Source organism: Psychrobacillus sp. FSL K6-1267 (assembly GCF_038003265.1).
Lineage (GTDB): Bacteria > Bacillota > Bacilli > Bacillales_A > Planococcaceae > Psychrobacillus > Psychrobacillus faecigallinarum.
Window position 1 is genome coordinate 221,672 of record NZ_JBBOOR010000001.1, and the last position, 19,544, is coordinate 241,215.

Consider the following 19,544-nt stretch of genomic DNA (forward strand, 5'->3'; position numbering starts at 1 on the left):
CTTTCTCCTTAAAAAAACGTACAACCCAAAGGGATGCACGTTTTCTTGTTAAATGGAGTACTTCTCTCTTATTAAATAGGCAACCCACTTACATTGCGGGTTGTTTTTAATATTTTCCAATAAACCCTTAATAATGGCGAGGCTATTGTTTTCACTTTGTAAGCAATTTTTTAAGAGCTCCAATGATTCTTTTTCAATCGGCTCCTCAATTTCTATTATGAGCTGCTCGATTAATTCAATAATCTGTTTTGAATTATTATCAGTACCTTCAATATGATCCTGTAAGATCTGTGCACTTTCCTTGGTGATAAAAGGAATAGTAGAATGCTTAGCTAAGATGTTTGTCTTCTCTACTAGCGATTTAGTGAGGATATCTAGATCTAGTAGAGGTAATTCGTAGATTAAGAAAAGATCCACGTAGACCTTCATAAATCCTTTTATACAAATTAGCAAATCAAACTTAGTCTTTTCATTTTCTAATACCAAATGATCAATTATGTATAAGATAATGTCATTTACCTTACTATCATAATAAGACAATCTATTCAAAAGGTTTTCATTTACTGTATGGGTTTGCTCCTTAAAGAAAATCTTTGCAAAAGTAGAGTTATCTTGAAACGCTTTATTGGTAGTGTAAAAAAATGTAGATAGCATATCATCAGAATGTGAACAATCTTTGACTGATGAGTCAATATCAGCAATTATTTGTTTCATAAAGCAATCTACAAAAGAGATGATTAGTTCATCCTTAGATTTATAAGAAAGGTAGAAGGCACCTTTAGAAATTCCGCAATGGTCAGTAATTTGTTGGACTGATGTAGCTTCAAAACCTTGTTTAGCAAACAGTTCTAACGCTTTATCCATAATTAGTTGTTTCTTTACCATATATAATCGCTCCTAATGCATATTGTTGACAAATGACCAATTAGTCATTATTATAAATAAATGAGTTCGATAAGTCAATTGAGGGTAGGTGTAAGGGTGAAAGGGTTAGTAAATTTTGTCCTGAAAAATAAACTAGCAGTTTGGTTATTAACGATTATTATAACTGTTTCTGGTATTTATTCAGGTACAAGAATGAAAATGGAGACCATTCCAGATATCTCGATTCCGTTCTTAATGGTGATGGATGTTTATCCTGGTGCGACTCCTGAAAAAGTAATGGAAGACGTTTCGATGCCTTTTGAAAAAGCATTAGAAGGATTAGAAGATGTTAAGTCTGTATATTCTAATTCATATTCGAGTATGTCTAGCATTCAAGTGGAATACGAATACGGCACTGACATGGATGAAGCAAAACGCGCCATGGAATCTGCCTTGGATAAAATATCTTTACCGGAAGGTGCACAGGAGCCAACTATAACAGCAATCAGTATGAATATGATGCCAGTAGTTGCACTTAGTGTAAGTAGTACAGAAGAGGATATTGTAGAACTAACATCGACAGTAGAAGATATTTTACTTCCAAAAATTGATAAAATCGATGGCGTTGCATCGGCGACTATAACAGGTCAACATATTGAAGAAGTGGAGCTTACATATGACGAAGCGAAGATGGCTGAATTGGATGTAACAGAAGACACTGTCAAGCAAATGATTCAAGCAAGTGATATGGCTGTATCATTAGGATTGTTTGAATTTGAAGAAGGTGAGCAGGCAGTAGCAGTCGATGGTAAGTTTATGACTGCTGATGAATTAAAAGAAATGCTAATTCCTGTGACTCCATCTGCTACCAACCCATCTCCATTTGTTAAATTAGGGGATATTGCACAGGTTGAGGTTGTTGGTAAAGTAGAGTCTGTTTCACGTACTAATGGCAAGGATGCCATCGCAATTCAAATAGTAAAAAACCAAGAAGCTAACACAGTAACGGTAGTAAATGCAGTGAAGGATTTAATCGCAGAAGAAGAAAAGAACATTGATGGTATTGTTATTGATGTATCTCTAGACCAAGGTGCTCCTATCGAAGAATCTGTATTCACGATGGTAGAAAAAGCAGTCTTTGGTGGTTTGATCGCAGTATTAATCATTTTGCTATTCTTGCGCGATTTCAAATCTACTATTATTTCAATTGTATCTATACCAGTATCTATATTCATGGCTTTACTGCTATTAAATTGGTTAGATATAACGTTGAACATTATGACACTTGGAGCAATTACGGTTGCGATTGGACGGGTAATTGATGACTCCATTGTAGTAGTAGAAAATATTTATCGTCGTTTACATTTAAAAGGTGAGCCATTATCAGGTCGTGCTTTAGTTCGTGAAGCGACTATTGAAATGTTCAAGCCAATCCTTTCATCTACATTAGTAACAGTGGCAGTATTTGCACCGTTAATCTTCGTCGGTGGAATGGTTGGAGAATTATTCATGCCATTCGCATTAACAATGACTTTTGCTCTTGGTGCATCTTTATTGGTAGCAATTACGATTGTACCAGCAATGTCTCATTTCTTATTTAAGAAAAAACTTTATGCTGAAAAAACAGAAAGTAATCACAAAGAGCAAGGCAAATTAGCTGAAGGTTATAAGAAAATTCTAAAATGGACATTGAACCATAAAATTATTACTTCTATTGTTTCTATTGCATTATTAGTAGGTAGTCTAATGCTTACTCCTTTAATTGGCTTTAGTTTCTTAGGAAGTGAAGAAGAAAAAGTAATGTATTTAACATACACACCAAAAGCTGGTGAACTAAAAGAAGATACCTTAGCTAACGTTACAAAAGTTGAAGAAGAGATGCTAAAACGCAAAGATATCGATATCGCTCAAGTATCTATTAACGGTGACGGTGCAAATGACATGACTGCTATGATGGGCGGGGGTACAGGCGGAGCGTTAATGTACTTGATCTTTGATGAAGACATGGAAGATTTCCCTGGTGCTCGTGAAGAAATTGAGGAGTATGTCTTTAACATTGGTCAAACCGGCGAATGGAAGAGCCAAAACTTCTCGAGTATGTCTATGTCAACAAATGAAATCAGCTACACATTCTATAGCGAAAATTTAGATAAACTAAATGAAGCTGTATCTATGGTTGAAGGGGTAATGGGAGAAACAGAAGGATTAAAAGATGTTTCTTCAAGTGCCGAAGATAGCTATGTAGAGTATACGTTCCAAGTAGCACAGGATGAATTATTACAATATGGGTTAACAACAGGTCAAATCGTTATGATGTTAAGTCCTACTACTACTCAGGAAGTATTAACTACAGTTGAAAAAGACGGTAATACTTTAGAGGTTATCGTACAACAAGAACAAACAGAAACACCTAAATCAATTGATGATATTTTAGCAAAAGAAGTTCCGACAGCAATGGGAACAACAATCCCATTGTCTGAAATTGTAACAGTAGAAGAAGGGTACGCTTTAAATACGCTTGCGCGTAGTAAAGGAGAGTACTATGCTACTGTATCAGCTACAATCCTAGATGATGATATTTCAAAAGCTTCAGCAGATGTAGATGAAGCGATTGAAGAATTAGACTTACCTAAGGGTGTAACAGTTGGAGTTGCAGGGGTAACTGCAGATATGAATGAAACATTTACTCAGCTTGGAGTGGCGATGCTTGCAGCGATTGCGATTGTTTACTTCATCTTGGTAGTAACATTTGGTGAAGGTGTAGCGCCATTTGCTATCCTATTCTCGTTACCATTTGCAGTAATCGGTTCATTTGCAGGTCTATGGCTTGCAGATGAAACAATTTCCGTATCTGTTATGATGGGTCTCCTCATGCTGATAGGTATAGTTGTTACGAACGCTATCGTGCTTGTGGACCGTATTATTCATATGGAACGTGATGGTATGACAATGCGTGAAGCAATCTTAGAAGCTGGGGCAACACGTTTACGTCCAATTCTTATGACTGCGATTGCAACAATTGGAGCACTTGTTCCACTTGCGGTTGGTTCAGGTGGTGGCGGTGGTTTAATCTCTAAAGGATTAGGTATTACCGTAATCGGTGGTCTAGCAAGTTCAACATTGTTAACGCTGATTATAGTTCCAATCGTTTATGAGGTTCTTTCTAAGCTATTTAAGAAAAAACGTAACGAAGTACAAGATAATTAATTAAAATAAAAACGCCTGTGGGAGTCATTTTCCCATAGGCGTTTTTTCAAATATAAGTGTTCCTGCAAGATGCGTGAGTGGCGGTGATGGATTATTGGCTACTTCTACGGAAAGCGAAAACCTAAAGCGGAGTGGAAATCGAAGGACATTTTTGTCTCGACTGCGCTTTTTTTAAGTCACATCCACTCTAAAATCTCGATTCGATTACCAAATGGATCATGAATGTAGATGCGATTAGCTCCTGGTAGCTCTGCATCGACTACAAAGCTTACTCCTTGTTCGGATAAATGCTCTTTTAGAGCTTCTAAGTTTTCCACCTCGAATGCTGGATGTGCCTTCTTGGCAGGAGAAAAATTTTCTTCAACCCCAATGTGAATTTGATAGCTACCTAATGTAAACCATACACCGCCCTTCTTTTTTAGAAGAGGTGGTTTTTCTATTTCTGGCAATCCTAAAATTCCAGTGAAGAATCGGCGAGCTTCTTCTTCACAGCCCTTTGGAGCAGCTAATTGAATATGATCGATTTTTTTAAAAGTAAACGACATGCTTCATACCCCCTTATGAATAACTTTATTTTAACGTAAGTTTTCTGATAATAAAAATTTATTTAATTCATAAAAAGGTATAAGAAATTCTTATGTCAAACATACTACATTCTTTCTAATATTTTTATCACTGTATTTTTGTTTCTAGCTGTGCAAACCGTTTGGAGCTTCTTTTCAAAGAAGGCATTCGTATACTTTGTCTGGTGATAGTTCTTGGAATGATTAATGATCAAATTACGTCTATGAAGAATTACAAACTCGTCCTCTACTATTTCCTTAAGTATAGTAATCTGTTCGTTGGTAATTTTCCTTTGTAGAAACATGACAAAGGTTTGGTCATTTAAGAAAAGTGGATGGTTATGTACTTCTTCCAATTCAGATTTCGTTCTTAAAGTAACCGGAATAGAGAACCCATAGGTGATTCTTAGTGCTTCCTCTAATTTTCCCTCGCTACATTCACCGTTATCAAAAATAACGTTTCCTGTTTGAATATATGTACGTACATTATGAAAGCCCAATTCTTCAAAGAGTTGCTTTAGAGATTTCATATCTACTTTATTAATCTTTCCTAAATTAATTCCTCTTAGCAGAGCCACTGATGACATTTAAAGCCTCCTATATAATTTTCTGATAATACCTATTTTTAACAGTATTGGAATATTAGCAATAATTATATAACAAAATAAGTAATCATAAAGAACCAATTTTCAACAATTCGACACACATATATTGTAAAAATATTATAAAATAAAAGATTTAATCAAAATTATACAATTACATTATGGTTTTTATGTTATATGTCTGGTCGATATGGTATAGTTTAACAGATAAGTTGTTCGTCGAAAGGAATGACAAAGTTGTTTTTTAGTGCTATATCACCCATATATTCTATAGAGTTACAACCGGAGTATTCAATGGTCGGTGTGATAATTTCAATTATAGTTGCCTGTATTGCTTCATTTACTGCGCTATCGCTAAATGAAAGAGTCCAAAAAAATAGTTTTTTTCACTATTTATTTTGGTTAATATTAGCATCTATTTCACTTGGTTTGGGAATTTGGGCTATGCATTTTGTAGGTATGACCGCTATTACGTTGCCAATCAGTATGCATTACAATTGGATATTGACTTTTGTGTCATTAATTCCAGGTGTTTTAGCATCTTTTATTTTTTTCTATTGGGTAAATAAACCAATTCAATCTTGGTGGAAATATATAATTGCAAGTATTTTAATGGGGTTAGGGATAGCAGGAGTTCACTATATTGGAATCCGTTCCATGGAGATGGATGTGCAATACGTTTACGATAGACCTACTATATTTATCGCTTTGTGTATCTCTATCATGTTTACGCAGACTGCTTTATTTTCCATTAAATATTCATCTAAAAAGACAAAAAACTTTATTACTAAAACTTTTTCATCCATTTTAATTGGCTGTGCAATTGCTACAACTCATTATGTAGGAATATTAGCAATAAGTGTTTACGCCCCGAGAGATTATTTAGTCGCAACTGCAGAAAATCACTCGATGCATAATACTTTTCTAGGTGTAACTGTAACCTTTTTCCTTGGAATGCTAATAGGGGTATTACTTTTATCTAGTATGATGGATAGGTACGTAAAATATAGAGCCAATTATTTTGATAATCTCACAATGCTACCTAATCGTAGAAGCTTTGAATCATACATTGAAAAGTCTGTTATTGGTCAAACACTAGCAGTCTGGCATTTACATGACTTTGGAAAAATAAATCAAGAGTTTAGCTTCATGTTTGGTGACGAGGTCATTCAACATTTAACTAAAATCTTCATGGATTACAAGCCGCCATCAGCTCGTTTATTTAAATTTGAAAGCAATCGTTTCGCTTATATTATGAGAACTACTGATGACACAAATATCCATGAAATGCTAATAGCAATGGAAAAAATAGCGGAGATTTTAAAGAGACCCATTACAATTAAAAACAAAAAAATAGTACTTCCAGGGGTTTGTGCTATTTCCGCGGTAAAGGATTATCGAGACCTTCATTCAATCTATTCGAATGCCCTAGCTGTGTTTAATGACTCTTCCATTGAACATAAACATGAAGTAATTATGTTTGATCCGGTCATACATACGCATACGTTTGAAAAAGAATTAGTCGATGGAATTGAAAAAGCAATGATTAACAAAGAGTTATATCTCGTGTATCAACCAAAAATAAATCTACGAAATGTGGAAGTAGCAGGAGTAGAGGTTCTTCTAAGATGGAATAATTCAAAATATGGTTTTTTGTCTCCGGCTGTCTTTGTCCCTATACTAGAGGAAAATTCGAAGATGGAAATGGTTACGGACTGGATTGTAGAACAGGCTTGTAAACAAATGTACCAATGGAAGAAAGAAAATATTTCACTAGGAAAAGTAGCGATTAATATACCTGGACATTATGTTACCTCTTCAGCTCTACTAAAACGTTTGATAAGTATTACAAGTAGTTATGAAATCTGTCCAAATGAAATAGAGTTAGAAATTACGGAAACTAGCTTTGTAAGTAATATTGAAGAAGCAATGCGGGCGGTAGGAGTATTTAGGGAGAAAGGTTTCTCTGTTGCCCTGGATGACTTTGGAACAGGGGTATCCTCACTTTCTTATTTAAAGCAAATACCAATCTCTACCTTAAAGATTGACAAAACATTTATTGAGGAAGTTCCAAATTCTCATAAAGATTCTTTAATAGTACAGGCTATTATTGCACTAGGAACGTCACTCGGACTAGAAATAGTCTTTGAAGGAGTGGAAACAAAAGAACAGGTAGGATTTTTAAGGGCATCCTGCGAAAATCCTATTTTACAAGGTTATTATTTTGCTAAACCTATGCGAGCAGAAGAACTATTTCATTGGCAAGAGAATATAAAACAAAAGTTTGCTGATAAAATATGATTGTATTTAAAGGAAGAGAGTGTCACCCAAGTCTGGTGTCACTCTCTTTGTTTTTACACTAACCAAAAATTACTGAAACAACTGATTAATAATAAACCAATAAACAAGAATGCTAACATGAAATCATTCTTTTCAATAGTAACCTTATGATAAAAAACCCTTCTTGGTTCTCCTGTGAAACCCCTTGCTTCCATAGCAAATGCAACTTTCTCCGCTTTACGAACAGCTCCAGCGAGCATGGGGATTAGTACGCGCCGTAAACCTATTATTCTCTTGAAAATATTTGATTGGTCATCCAATCCCCTAAGTTTCTGTACCTGTTGAACTAGTATAAATTCATCCTTTAAGAGGGGTAGAAATTGATAACCAACCATAATTCCGTAAGCAATTTTTGGAGATAGTTTTAACTGCTGCATTAGGCTACGTATAAATATAATTGGATCGGTAGTTAAAGCAAATAACAAGCTTAGGCTAGAAAAAGCTAAAACGCGAAAGCTTAGGGACAAGGCGTGATTCAGTTGACTCATAGTTATTTCAACAGAACCGATAGACCAAAGAACAGGACCAGTCCTACTGTCTGCAAATAAAAGAGTAGTCCAAAGATAGCCAAATGCTGCTATAAAAAATGGTAGCATCAGTAAGCCCCATTTTCTCCAGGATATATGGCTTAAAAAGATTTGCACCACAATAATACTTAACCAAAAAATAAGTGGAGTCCATGGATTGAAAAAAAACGCAAGTGTCAGCATGCAAATCATTACTATCACAAACTTAACAGACGGATTCATCCTATGTAGGCTAGTGTGCATAGAGAGCACCTCGTCTAGGTGAGAGTAATTGATGTTCTAGCAGTAAATCTTCTTTACCCCAAAAGCTGTCAGAGTGATATTTTCCTGTAATTGCTCCGTCTTTCATTAGTAAAATGGTGTCTGCAACCTTATAAGCAAACTCCATATCATGTGTAACAATTAGGAAGGTAGTACCTGCCTTAGAACGATTATCAATTACTTTAAACAGTTCGGCTAAAGTAGCGGAGTCCTGGCCAGAAGTAGGCTCATCCATCAGTATCACTTCACGATTCTGACAAAGCATAATGGCTATAGCTAGGCGCCTTTTTTGCCCATGACTGATTGAAAAAGGATGTGCATCTGAAACAGTAGATAAATTCAGTCGCTCCAACATTTCCTCCGTATTTTGAACACCACCGAAAGAAACCTCTTCCTTCACTTGCCCTGTAATAAACAAAAATTCTGGTGATTGAGGTACATAGCCTAACATGCTAGGCTTTACTTTGCCATTAGAGGGTACAATACCTGAAAGAGCCTTCAATAATGTAGATTTCCCACTGCCATTTGGTCCAGCTAGCACTGCGATTTCTCCTTTATTTAAAGAGAATGAAGTTGGCTGTAAAAAATGCTTTGTACTAATATTTTCCACATGCAGAGACTTTTCTGCTTGAACCATGCTCTTCCTTTTGGTATAGCTTTCATACGGAATTCTATCTTCCTTTAACTTAATTGTTCGATGAAAGAAGTTGTCCCATAGGTCGAGTCTATGCTCAATCGCTAAGATGGTTATACTCGATTTTTGCTGAAGTAAGTCCAACCATTCAATATATTGTTTTGCGGTATACGGGTCCAGATGGGTGATAGGCTCATCTAACAATAATATTTCTGGCTCCATAATCATTGCACAAGCAGTGGCAACCCTTTGCTTCATACCTCCAGAAAGCGATTGAATGATGGAATGTCGATAATCCGTTAACCTAGTTAACTCCAATACTTCAGAAATCTTCGTCTCCATTTCTTCCCGTGCGACGAGTAAATTCTCTAAAGTAAAAGCAAGCTCTTCCTCTACAGTTGGCATACAAAATTGTGCATCGGGATCTTGAAATACTGTTGCGATACGATGATTGACCTCGCCAGGTCGATAGGAATCATTTTCTTTACCAAAAAGTTCTATTCTACCGGACACTATGCCATCGCAATTTTCTGGATAGAGACGATTGCACAAATAAAGTAAAGTGCTCTTTCCACAGCCGCTTGGTCCGGTTATGACGACACGCTCTCCTTTTTCGATAGACATAGAAAAGTTTGATAGAACAGCAGTATCCTTGTCTGGATAAGAAAAGGTGACATCTTCAAAATGGATAACTTTAGGCACGAATATCACCTTTTTTTGAACGCGAAATAGCATATCCTCTTAACGAACCAGTGGCAAGCAAGCCGTCAGCTACAGCTTTTCCACCTAAACCAGCAATGAGAGTTCCACTAAAAATACGAACAACTAGCATGAAAACTACATATCCAGTGGTATAAACGGCAAATCCTCCTAAGAAATAGCCATACACAAAGCTAAAAACTGCGGATCCTGCTCCCGCAAGCATTAAAACCCAAAGGTCAAACCGTTTGTAACGTGTAGCGGCGAATACAGCCTCGGCACCTAGACCTTGTATGACACCAGAAAGGATAAGACGTGGCCCGACGGCATTACCTAAAAGTACCTCTATTGCTGCTGCGATAGTTTCCGAGATAACCGCCGCCCCAGGTTTCCGAATGATGTACATACAGATAATTGAAACGATAAACCAAACACCAAAAATCCACTCATATGCGATTGGTCCGACGAAGCCAGACCAAATGTTTCCTACATGAAGGAAGAGTAAATAAACAATCCCAAACACTACTGCAAAGACCGACATTAAAACAATTTCTTTTAGCTTCCATGATTTAAGCATGGAGGTCATCTCCGTGAGAAGGGCTATTAATGCTCATCGATAAAGTCATCACTAAATGCTTGTGCTCTTCTGATCTAGCTCTGCTGAAGGCTGCCTCATAATAAGCAAACACGTCATGGATATCCCCATGAATCCCGCTAGCATAATGCATAGATTCATTGAATACACCCTTCACTTTAGCGTGCTCAATCTCTCTGTAGATCACATCCATATAGTTAGGATTGTTCATAGGGTATAAAGCAAATTGAGAAGAAACATATTGGTTTGTTTCATCCTTATTTGTCACTTCATCTCCCTTGTCTAAATAAACGTCAGCAGTGGTGTCGCCAGGACAACCCGCTGAAAATGTTCCAGAAAGAGCTACATGTACCCCTGTTTTGGCAGCATTCAGAGTAATAGATTTTGCCACATTAAATACATGAACTTGTTTTCCTCTGATAACGGTTGAGACATCATCCGTATGCATCCACACATTGGATACATCTGTATTCTGTAGTGCACCTTTAATAATACTTACAAATTCATTGCTCATCGGATGTAGGGAAAAACGAAACCCTACAATTGGGCTTAAACCACATTCCATCCTAAAAACCTCCCTCAATTTTTTCATAAAAAAAAGCTACATCCGTGAAGATGCAGCCACTAACCCTTATGAAAAAAGGAAAGTCACCGCACTTCCTCACGCAGGTATTATCCTGATCGAGTAATAAGGGATCGGAGCTAAAAAGCTCTCATCACAGCCAAAGTGGGCACCCCTAGTGCAGAAACGGTATGTAGTTTTACAGTTGTGTATAAATTTACACAATTTGTTTTCTTTATGTGCCCACAGTATAGCGTATAAAAATATAATTGTAAATATGGTTGAATTCTTTTCTCTAATCGTCCATGCTTAAATTATCAGAAAACATAAGGGGGAAACTAAATGGACAAAATTTTTATTACTCGAAAATTACCGGAGGAAATTGTACAGCCATTAAGAGAAAAATTTGAGGTGAATATGTGGCACAGCGAGGAAACTCCAATGGATTATGAAGATATAAAAAAGGAGGCAAAGGACGTCCATGCCCTGTGGACGGTTCTCTCTGATAAAGTGGACCGGGAACTTATAGAAAGTTTACCGAATTTAAAAATTATCAGTAATCTAGCGGTTGGCTTCAATAATATTGATGTGGAAGCAGCGAAAGAAAAAGGGGTTATGGTAACAAATACTCCTGGTGTATTAACTGAGACAACTGCAGACCTAACCTTTGCGTTGTTATTGGCTACTGCTCGTCGTATTACCGAAGCAGAACAGGATATTCGTGCAGGTAAATGGAAATCATGGACACCGATGCAACTGACGGGAATGGACGTTTTTGGAGCTACGTTAGGAATCATAGGCATGGGAAGAATCGGTGAAGCGGTAGCAAGACGTGCGAAGGGTTTTAATATGAAAGTCTTATATCATAATAGAACAAGAAAATTAGAGGCAGAGCAACAAAATAACTTTACATATGTGGAGCTAGAAACATTATTGCAAGAATCTGATTTTGTTGTAATATTGACACCTCTAACTCCAGAAACTAAAAGGATGATTGGAAAAAAAGAGTTAGGATTGATGAAGGAAACCTCTGCTCTTATTAATGTTGCACGTGGCGGAATCGTAGATGAGCAATCCCTTTATGATGCCCTCCTAAATAAAAGAATATGGGCCGCTGGACTAGATGTTTTTGAGACGGAGCCTGTTCCTTTAGATCATCCACTCTTAACCTTGCCTAATGTTACAGTCCTCCCCCATATCGGCAGTGCAAGTATTCATACGAGACTTGCTATGATGCAAATAAATGCTAAAGCAATTGAAAATGTTTTAGAGGGACAAGAACCTGACAATCGAGTTGTTTAAAGGAAAAAATTATAATCTAGGCTGCCATGAATCCAGTATTCATGGCATTTTTTATGAGGTAAGAAAGGTGTAAGTATGCGACGGGGATGGCTTATCGCTCACCCAACAGAAAGTGTCCACCTGAAATCAAGCTTACTATCCTATGTCCTAATCTAGTAGAAAGCAAGTGAGCATGCACTTTTCAATTAAAACTATACAAAAGCACTATCTATCAAATACTTGATAAAAATTACTGTTTTTAAACGAGAATATTGTACAATATTTACCTATTTATCTAATCGTATTGGTCTACTAAATTAATGCTAAATATTCAGATTAAAATAAAAAATTAACAACTATCTCTTTAAGTAATTTGCAATATACAAATTTGTTTAGTAGTATTAGTAGTTATAAATTAGGCGTCCTTTAATTTCAGTATTAGGAAGTTTAATTGTTTTGAAATTTTAGCAGTTATTTTATAGGTATTGAAGGAGGAACGATCGAACGTCTAATTTAAAAATTGAATGAAAAGAGGTAGTCAGACTAATGAAAAAAATTATGTTATTTTTTTCACTTTGCATGCTTTTAGTACTTACAGCTTGTGGTAACGAGACAAGCAAAGACAGTATTGAGGTGATTAAGTTTGCTGATGCAGGATGGGATAGTATACGCCTACACAACAGCATTGCTCAAACTATCATCGAAGAAGGTTATGGTTATGAAACCGAGGTAACAAGTGGAACAACAGCAGCTACGATGCAATCACTTGAAAAGGGCGACATAAATGTCTATATGGAAGTATGGACCGATAACATTAAAGATGTCTACGAAAAAGCAATTGAAAGTGGAAATATCATGAAGGTAGCTACTAATTTCGCTGATAACGCGCAAGGATTATATGTTCCAACTTACGTGATAGAGGGAGATGCAGAACGAGGAATTGAACCAATCGCTCCAGATTTAAAGACAGTTCAAGACTTAGAGAAGTATCCAGAAATTTTCCAAGATCCCGAAGATAGCAGTAAAGGCCGAGTGGTCGGAGCTCCATCTAGTTGGGTAGTAAGTGAGTATTTGGGGACGAAACTTGAAACATATGGCCTTGACGAACAATATAACTATCTAGCACCCGGCTCTGATTCTGCAATTGTTGCAGATTTAGCAGGAGCATATAAAAAAGGGGAGCCTTGGGTAGGATATTATTGGTCACCAACGTGGGTAACAGCTAGCTACGATTTAACTCTATTAGAAGACGCACCTTACGACGAAGCAAAATGGAATGAATCAAAAGGAACTGAGTTTCCACCAAATGATGTAGTTATTGCAGTTCATAAGGATTTACCAACACAAGCTAAGGACGTAGTAGACTTTTTAAGTAAATATGAAACTAGTAACGATTTAACGGAAAGTGCATTAGACTATATGCAGGAAAATGATGTTGAAGCAGATGAAGCCGCTATTTGGTGGATGAAAGAGTATGAAGATATTTGGACAGCTTGGGTGTCCGAAGAAGTGGCTGAAAAGGTAAAAGCTTCTTTGAAATAATTCATTACTTAATCTAACTAAAGAAAGGTGGTTGTGGCTGTACTTTTACAGTCCCATTCTATGACAGAATTTCCAAACGTACGATTTCCAATAGGGGATGTAGTAGAGAAATTCGTGGATTTTCTTGCCATGAATTTTGATGCATTCTTTGATTTTATCTTTATCATCTCGTCTTCCATGATTAAAGGTCTTGAGGCGGGTCTACTAGCAATTCCTTGGTGGTTATTTATTGTTATCATCTTTTTAATTGGATGGTTTTTTAATAATCTATATGGAGGACTGCTATATGCAGCATTTATCTTCTTAATTGGATCCTTTGATTTGTGGCCAGAAACAATGACCACCATTTCCATCGTTTTAATCTCCGTAATTTTGTCTCTTGTTATAGGAATACCACTAGGAGTTGGAATGGCTTTTAGTAAATCAATGTCCAGAATCATGCGTCCGATATTAGACGCGATGCAGACAATGCCAAGCTTTGTCTACTTAATACCAGTAATTTTCTTCTTTCCGCTCGGAAATGTACCAGCAGTTATTGCAACAATCATTTATGCATTACCACCAGTAATCCGTTTAACAGAATTAGGTATCCGAAGTGTAGATAAAGAGATTGTAGAATCTGCACAATCATTCGGCTCCTCTTCCTCTCAAATGCTCATGAAAGTACAACTACCACAAGCCTTACCTACAATTATGGCAGGTATAAATCAAACAACAATGATGGCGCTAGCAATGGCGGTTGTTGGTTCTATGGTTGGTGCGCAGGGACTTGGAGAACGAGTACTCTTTGCAATTAACCGAATAGACATCTCACTAGGTTTTGAAGCTGGGATCAGTATTGTTTTCCTAGCGATTATCATCGACCGCGTTACCGGAGGAATTGCGAATCGCCTTCAGAAACATAGGAGGGATGCCGCATGACAGTAAAATTAAAATTAGAAAACGTATCGAAGATTTTTGGGTCTCGACCTAAAAAAATTATTCCGATGGTAGAGAAGGGTGTACCAAAGGAAGAGATATTAGCTAAAACAGGGCATACGGTCGGAGTGTACAATGCATCAATGGAAATCATGGAGGGAGAGACCTTCGTGATTATGGGGTTATCAGGAAGTGGTAAGTCTACCCTAATTCGTTGTTTAAATTTATTGAATAGACCTACTTCTGGCGCTATATACGTCGATGGAGAAAATGTCGTGGATTACAATAAGACACAGTTAAAATACTATCGTCAAAAGAAAATAGCTATGGTATTCCAGCATTTTGGGCTGTTTAGCCATCGTACGGTATTAGAAAATATTGAGTATGGTTTAGAGATAAGAGGAATGTCTAAGAACGAGCGCCAGGAAATTGCTCAGAAACATTTAGAAACAGTTGGTCTTAAAGGTTATGAAAACCAATATCCAGATGAACTTTCTGGAGGTATGCGCCAGCGAGTAGGCATCGCCAGAGCACTTGCTAACGATCCAGATATACTATTAATGGATGAGCCCTTCAGTGCACTTGACCCATTAATCCGTAGAGAAATGCAGCTAGAGCTTCTTGATATCCAAAATCGCCTTCAAAAGACAATAATCTTCATCACACATGATGTCAACGAGGCTTTTAAAATTGGGGACCGTGTTGCGGTTATGAAAAACGGAAAAGTTGAGCAAATTGGCACTCCAGAAGAGATTCTGGAAAATCCGGCAAGTAGCTATATATCAGAGTTTATACGAGATATTGATCGCACTAAAATTCTTCAAGCAGAGCATATTATGTCTAAGCCCAACGGATTAGTATCATTAAAGGATGGACTAAATGTTGCAATCCAGGTGATGAGAGAGAATGGGAACTCGAGTGCTTTTGTGGTAGACAGAAAGCGTCAGTTGCAAGGTATCATTACCATTGACCAGGCTATCGAGGGCATGAAGCAGAAGAAATCCTTACAAGAAACAATGTCAAAGGATGTGAATACAGTCCATCCTGAAGAATATGTACAAGACTTGATTCAGCAAGTCCTCGATTCTAAGTATCCTCTTGTTGTAACAGACGAGGAAGGAACGATGAAAGGAATGATTTTACGCGTTCACGTTTTGGCAAGCTTAATAAGTGATCCTGTAGAGGAGCCTGAACAAAAAGCGTAAGTTGGAGAGCCCAAAAACGATTAATTCGTCTTTGGGCTTTTCTATGAATTGAATTAAAAACGTTTAATTTTTTCAAAAATGTTCACAGGTTATCTATTGTAAAATTGGATTTTTTTAACTAAACTAAAGCTAGTAAGAGATGATTTGTGAACTACTAAAACAATAATGTAAGCGCATTCAATCAAACCGAGGAGGTAGTTGGAATGAGACTTCAAGACAAAGTAGCGGTAGTAACAGGTGCGGGTTCAGGTATGGGAAAGGCGATTGCAGTTCTCTATGCTAAAGAGGGGGCTAAGGTCGCTGTTTCGGATTTAAACGAAGAGACGGCGAAGGCTACGGTCGACGAGATTAAAGCAAATGGTGGAGAGGCAATAGCCATAACTGCGAATGTTGCAAAGGAAGAGGATATTCAAAATCTGATTGATACGACGGTAAATACGTATGGTACTGTTGATATTTTAGTGAACAACGCAGGTATAATGGACAACTTTGAGCCTGCTGGGGATATCGAAGATAGCAACTGGGAAAGAATATTTTCAGTTAATACTACGAGTGTCATGCGTTCCACACGTAAGGTATTACCAATCTTCTTAGATAAGCAAAAGGGAGTTATTATCAATGTAGCCTCTGTTGGTGGACTGCAAGGATCTAGAGCTGGCGGTGCTTATACTGCTTCTAAGCATGCAGTGGTGGGGTTCACTAAAAATACTGGATATATGTATGCGGACCAAGGCATTCGCTGTAATGCAATCGCACCGGGTGGGGTAGAAACTAACATAAATAATTCTATGACGAGTGTGAGTGAAAAAGGAATGGGGCGTATTCGATTAGGAATGGGCAACAATCCAAGAATGGGTAAATCAGAAGAGATAGCAACTGTAGCATTATTTCTTGCTTCTGACGATTCAAGCTTTGTTAATGGAACTGTCATAACAGCAGATGCAGGCTGGCTTTCCTATTAAATAACTTCAGAAAACCCTTCTCCATTATGGAGGAACTGCCTCAGTCGTAGCATATGAGGGACATAAGCATTTGATGGACTATACTGCTACTAAAGCTGCTAATGTAGGGTTTACTCGGGCACTTGCAAATAACCTAGTAAGCCAAGGGATTAGAGTCAATGCAATTGCTCCGGGAAAAATTTGGACACCACTGATCCCAGCTAGCTTTTCTGCAGATGAGGTCACACAAGCTGGCAATCCTATGGAGCGGCAGGGTCAACCATTTGAGCTAGCACCTACTTTTGTTTATTTAGCTTCAGATGATTCTCGGTTTGTAACTGGCCAAACACTTCACGTAAACGGCGGGCAAGTAACTTCTTCCTAAAAGCAACAATTTAACTCTTCTAAGGCCAACTCACTCGTGATTTGGTCTTATTTATGAGTGGTTCTTCAAAGAAGGTTCTTAAAATGAATGAATATCTAAAATTCATGTTTCCAATCAATTAAATACTAAATTTTCCTGTATTGAGTTTATCAGCCATGTTTTTAGGCTATATAGATAAAATGAATGTCGAATTTTGTTATTAAACACAAAGTGTTACGTACATTAATCTTTTAAAGGAGGTCTAGTATGTTAAAAAAAGTACTATTTTTAGCTGCACTTAGTTTACTACTTGCAGCCTGCTCAGATGAAGAGACAACAGTGAAGAAAGATAACGATGTTGAGGGAAGTGAGAAAGAAGTTGTTGAAGATGAGGAGTTCTCACTTGAGGTAACAGATGAAGAATGGCTAGCATTATCTAACCAAAGCAAATGGTGGGAGGAAAATGAACTAACTGAGCCAGAATTTGGACAAGCAGTAATTGTTCAATTTGACGAGGATACTATTCCAGAAGTCGTTATTCCTTATACGCAAGCTAAAGAGGAACCCCAAGGCCTACTAATAGGGAAGTATAATGAGACTGAGGAAAAGTGGGCAATCTCACAAAACATACCTATCGAAAACAATATGAAAATAGAAATATTAAACGATAAAATAACATTTAATAATGGATCTGAGCTACTCATCACACAAGAAAGTGACGATAAAAATAAAACACTAGCAACTTATAAATACTCTAAAACAGATGAACAAGTAATTGCTGAGCACAGAATTGCCGTAGATGTGGACCAAGCTATCGAAATCGATACAGAGGGTAACACAATTAGCTATTTTGTTAAAGGAGAAGAGAAACAAGAGACATTAGAGGAGTAACCTTACAGGCGTAGACAAAGATTATGTTTGAGCTGCTTCCATTTATAAGCAAAGAAAATGCTCTGAGGTCTTAAAGGACTTTAGAGCAATTTTTGACACAACACTAACCATTGGTTATAATATAACCAATGGTTAGTTGAGGTGATTAGATGACAAATAGACAAAGTGCACGTTCAGACGAAACGAAGAAAGAAATTATCAATGCAGCAGAGCAATTATTTTCTCAAAAGGGTTTTGATGCTGTTACCATACGAGAAATTGCAAAGTTGGCCGGATGTTCTCATACCACTATTTACCTTTACTATAAGGATAAAGAGGCTCTTCTCTACAAGTTGTCCATGCCACATCTGAATGATTTATACATTCAAATGGAACAAACGCTTCAACAAACGAATGTATCAGCAGAAGAAAAATTAAAAACAATTAGCAAAAAATATATTTACTTCTGTCTACAAAACAAAAGTATGTATAGCATATTTTTTAACGAAATGTCTTCTAGGGTAGATGAAAAGCCGGTGACGGAAATAAATAAATTACGTCTTTCTATATTTAATTTGTTAAAAACAGCTGTTACAAATTGTCTGCAAATTAAATCAGAACAGCAAATTCTAGCCTATTCTCGTATATTTTATTTTAATTTAAATGGCATACTTAGCACCTATTCCTACCAGCACGAGCCGCTTGAAGTGCTAATGGAAAGATTGATTCCGACATTCGATTTGGCAGTAGAGATTATGTTAGAGGGTATGAAGGGGAAATGTATAGGGGGAGAAAAAATTGAAGATTAAACAGGTTTCAGAAAATATTTGGAGCATAAGATCTTGGATGATATGGCTAGTTATACCTGTTCAAGTATGGGTAGTAGTGGAGGAGGACGGTGTTACGTTAGTGGACGCTGGCTTACCAAAAATGGCTAAGGGAATATTGGGGTTTATTGAACAGCTAAACGCTGGACCCTTGAAAAGAATAGTATTGACGCATGGGCATGCAGATCATGTGGGTGCAGTTGAGCACATTGTAAAGGTGAAGGAAGTTCCGGTATTTGCACACGCAAAAGAAATTCCGTATGCGGAGGGCAAAATACTCTACCCAAGACGACAGAAGCTCGAGCAGAATCTTCCTAACGGACTGACACAGTCTTTGTATGAAGTAGCAGGAGAGCTTCAAAATGTAGGAGCACTTAAGCCAGTATATACTCCTGGTCATTCCCCAGGGCATGTGGTTTACTACCATGAGCTAGATGATGTTCTTTTGGCCGGAGATTTATTTACGACGCGCAATGGAAAACTGCATCAACCTATGCCAATGTTTACTGGAGATATGAAGCAGGCTACAGAAAGCGGAATTTCTGCCATAAATGATATAAGGCCGAAACAGCTAGAGGTTTGTCATGGAAAAACAATAGATAATCCGTTTGATGGCATTACTACTTACATTAATCAAATGGGAAAAACTTTAAAAGCAAAGCTCTGATTAAGAATTAATTTTATAAAATCCACTTTGCCGATAAAACACGGATAATTGAAGAATGACTACTTTATGAAATAT

The 19,544-nt window shown here is 37.1% G+C and carries 17 protein-coding genes, 1 pseudogene and 1 riboswitch; of the genes and pseudogenes, 11 read left to right on the forward strand and 7 right to left on the reverse strand.

Translation table 11 applies throughout. The features are described 5' to 3' along the window. Positions 1-48 precede the first annotated feature (48 nt). Positions 49-885, reverse strand: a complete 837-nt coding sequence (locus tag MHB55_RS01170; RefSeq protein ID WP_340862374.1) for a TetR/AcrR family transcriptional regulator — start codon at positions 883-885, stop codon at positions 49-51. A gap of 96 nt (positions 886-981) precedes the next feature. On the opposite strand from MHB55_RS01170, the gene MHB55_RS01175 reads away from it, so the two are divergent. Further along, positions 982-4,071: an efflux RND transporter permease subunit gene (locus tag MHB55_RS01175; RefSeq protein WP_340862375.1), complete on the forward strand. Its 3,090-nt coding sequence runs from the start codon at positions 982-984 to the stop codon at positions 4,069-4,071. Between the two features lie 176 nt (positions 4,072-4,247). Here the strand turns inward: MHB55_RS01175 and MHB55_RS01180 are convergent, their stop codons facing one another. Continuing rightward, positions 4,248-4,616, reverse strand: coding sequence for a VOC family protein (locus MHB55_RS01180; RefSeq protein WP_154311882.1), 369 nt, complete (start codon positions 4,614-4,616; stop codon positions 4,248-4,250). A gap of 104 nt (positions 4,617-4,720) precedes the next feature. Continuing rightward, on the reverse strand, positions 4,721-5,221 hold the full coding sequence (locus MHB55_RS01185; protein ID WP_340862376.1) for a DUF1697 domain-containing protein: 501 nt from the start codon (positions 5,219-5,221) through the stop codon (positions 4,721-4,723). Positions 5,222-5,530: 309 nt separating this feature from the next. On the opposite strand from MHB55_RS01185, the gene MHB55_RS01190 reads away from it, so the two are divergent. Beyond that, positions 5,531-7,537 carry a bifunctional diguanylate cyclase/phosphodiesterase gene (locus MHB55_RS01190; RefSeq protein WP_191697220.1) on the forward strand — a complete coding sequence of 669 codons (2,007 nt, stop codon included), beginning with the start codon at positions 5,531-5,533 and terminating at the stop codon, positions 7,535-7,537. A gap of 53 nt (positions 7,538-7,590) precedes the next feature. Here MHB55_RS01190 and MHB55_RS01195 read toward each other — a convergent pair whose 3' ends face one another. From MHB55_RS01195 to MHB55_RS01210, 4 genes are read right to left on the reverse strand one after another with little or no spacing between them, the layout of a single operon-like run. Continuing rightward, entirely contained in the window at positions 7,591-8,346 is a 756-nt protein-coding gene (locus MHB55_RS01195; RefSeq protein ID WP_154311879.1) for an energy-coupling factor transporter transmembrane component T family protein, read from the reverse strand. Continuing rightward, positions 8,336-9,700: an ABC transporter ATP-binding protein gene (locus tag MHB55_RS01200; protein ID WP_229653972.1), complete on the reverse strand. Its 1,365-nt coding sequence runs from the start codon at positions 9,698-9,700 to the stop codon at positions 8,336-8,338. The genes MHB55_RS01195 and MHB55_RS01200 overlap by 11 nt, the downstream gene beginning before the upstream one ends. Then, positions 9,693-10,274 (reverse strand): ECF transporter S component, encoded by a 582-nt coding sequence (locus MHB55_RS01205; RefSeq protein ID WP_144538389.1) that lies wholly within the window; start codon positions 10,272-10,274, stop codon positions 9,693-9,695. Before MHB55_RS01205 ends, MHB55_RS01200 begins: the two co-directional genes overlap by 8 nt. Beyond that, a complete protein-coding gene (locus tag MHB55_RS01210) occupies positions 10,267-10,857 on the reverse strand; it encodes a YkoF family thiamine/hydroxymethylpyrimidine-binding protein (RefSeq protein ID WP_154311877.1) in 591 nt (196 codons plus the stop codon). Before MHB55_RS01210 ends, MHB55_RS01205 begins: the two co-directional genes overlap by 8 nt. A 76-nt stretch (positions 10,858-10,933) precedes the next feature. Then, positions 10,934-11,041, reverse strand: a riboswitch (TPP riboswitch). A 155-nt stretch (positions 11,042-11,196) separates the two neighbouring features. Between MHB55_RS01210 and MHB55_RS01215 the strand changes: the two genes are divergently transcribed. From MHB55_RS01215 to MHB55_RS01255, 9 genes and pseudogenes are all read left to right on the forward strand, one after another. Beyond that, positions 11,197-12,156 (forward strand): 2-hydroxyacid dehydrogenase, encoded by a 960-nt coding sequence (locus MHB55_RS01215; protein ID WP_154311876.1) that lies wholly within the window; start codon positions 11,197-11,199, stop codon positions 12,154-12,156. Positions 12,157-12,681: 525 nt separating this feature from the next. Further along, on the forward strand, positions 12,682-13,677 hold the full coding sequence (locus MHB55_RS01220) for an ABC transporter substrate-binding protein (RefSeq protein WP_144538391.1): 996 nt from the start codon (positions 12,682-12,684) through the stop codon (positions 13,675-13,677). Positions 13,678-13,710: 33 nt separating this feature from the next. Then, the gene (locus MHB55_RS01225; RefSeq protein WP_318245411.1) at positions 13,711-14,598 is read left to right on the forward strand and encodes an ABC transporter permease; all 888 of its coding nucleotides are present in this window, start codon (positions 13,711-13,713) and stop codon (positions 14,596-14,598) included. Then, positions 14,595-15,800, forward strand: coding sequence for a quaternary amine ABC transporter ATP-binding protein (locus tag MHB55_RS01230; protein WP_144538393.1), 1,206 nt, complete (start codon positions 14,595-14,597; stop codon positions 15,798-15,800). Before MHB55_RS01225 ends, MHB55_RS01230 begins: the two co-directional genes overlap by 4 nt. A gap of 203 nt (positions 15,801-16,003) precedes the next feature. Then, entirely contained in the window at positions 16,004-16,762 is a 759-nt protein-coding gene (locus MHB55_RS01235) for an SDR family oxidoreductase (RefSeq protein ID WP_191697219.1), read from the forward strand. Between the two features lie 34 nt (positions 16,763-16,796). Then, positions 16,797-17,126: pseudogene (locus MHB55_RS01240) on the forward strand (SDR family oxidoreductase); the annotation flags it as partial. 246 nt (positions 17,127-17,372) lie between these two features. Next, positions 17,373-17,996, forward strand: a complete 624-nt coding sequence (locus tag MHB55_RS01245; protein ID WP_340862377.1) for a hypothetical protein — start codon at positions 17,373-17,375, stop codon at positions 17,994-17,996. Positions 17,997-18,145: 149 nt separating this feature from the next. Further along, positions 18,146-18,784, forward strand: coding sequence for a TetR/AcrR family transcriptional regulator (locus MHB55_RS01250; RefSeq protein ID WP_340862378.1), 639 nt, complete (start codon positions 18,146-18,148; stop codon positions 18,782-18,784). Next, positions 18,774-19,469 (forward strand): MBL fold metallo-hydrolase, encoded by a 696-nt coding sequence (locus MHB55_RS01255; RefSeq protein WP_340862379.1) that lies wholly within the window; start codon positions 18,774-18,776, stop codon positions 19,467-19,469. The genes MHB55_RS01250 and MHB55_RS01255 overlap by 11 nt, the downstream gene beginning before the upstream one ends. Positions 19,470-19,544 lie beyond the last annotated feature (75 nt).

What these genes read in the sequence shown, in the direction of transcription:
- MHB55_RS01235 (WP_191697219.1), top strand. Translation starts at nt 16,004, where the DNA reads ATGAGACTTCAAGACAAAGTAGCGGTAGTAACAGGTGCGGGTTCAGGT.
- MHB55_RS01180 (WP_154311882.1), bottom strand. Translation starts at nt 4,616, where the DNA reads ATGTCGTTTACTTTTAAAAAAATCGATCATATTCAATTAGCTGCTCCA.
- MHB55_RS01250 (WP_340862378.1), top strand. Translation starts at nt 18,146, where the DNA reads ATGACAAATAGACAAAGTGCACGTTCAGACGAAACGAAGAAAGAAATT.
- MHB55_RS01195 (WP_154311879.1), bottom strand. Translation starts at nt 8,346, where the DNA reads ATGCACACTAGCCTACATAGGATGAATCCGTCTGTTAAGTTTGTGATA.
- MHB55_RS01210 (WP_154311877.1), bottom strand. Translation starts at nt 10,857, where the DNA reads ATGGAATGTGGTTTAAGCCCAATTGTAGGGTTTCGTTTTTCCCTACAT.
- MHB55_RS01245 (WP_340862377.1), top strand. Translation starts at nt 17,373, where the DNA reads ATGTTAAAAAAAGTACTATTTTTAGCTGCACTTAGTTTACTACTTGCA.
- MHB55_RS01220 (WP_144538391.1), top strand. Translation starts at nt 12,682, where the DNA reads ATGAAAAAAATTATGTTATTTTTTTCACTTTGCATGCTTTTAGTACTT.
- MHB55_RS01190 (WP_191697220.1), top strand. Translation starts at nt 5,531, where the DNA reads ATGGTCGGTGTGATAATTTCAATTATAGTTGCCTGTATTGCTTCATTT.
- MHB55_RS01185 (WP_340862376.1), bottom strand. Translation starts at nt 5,221, where the DNA reads ATGTCATCAGTGGCTCTGCTAAGAGGAATTAATTTAGGAAAGATTAAT.
- MHB55_RS01230 (WP_144538393.1), top strand. Translation starts at nt 14,595, where the DNA reads ATGACAGTAAAATTAAAATTAGAAAACGTATCGAAGATTTTTGGGTCT.
- MHB55_RS01170 (WP_340862374.1), bottom strand. Translation starts at nt 885, where the DNA reads ATGGTAAAGAAACAACTAATTATGGATAAAGCGTTAGAACTGTTTGCT.
- MHB55_RS01205 (WP_144538389.1), bottom strand. Translation starts at nt 10,274, where the DNA reads ATGCTTAAATCATGGAAGCTAAAAGAAATTGTTTTAATGTCGGTCTTT.
- MHB55_RS01215 (WP_154311876.1), top strand. Translation starts at nt 11,197, where the DNA reads ATGGACAAAATTTTTATTACTCGAAAATTACCGGAGGAAATTGTACAG.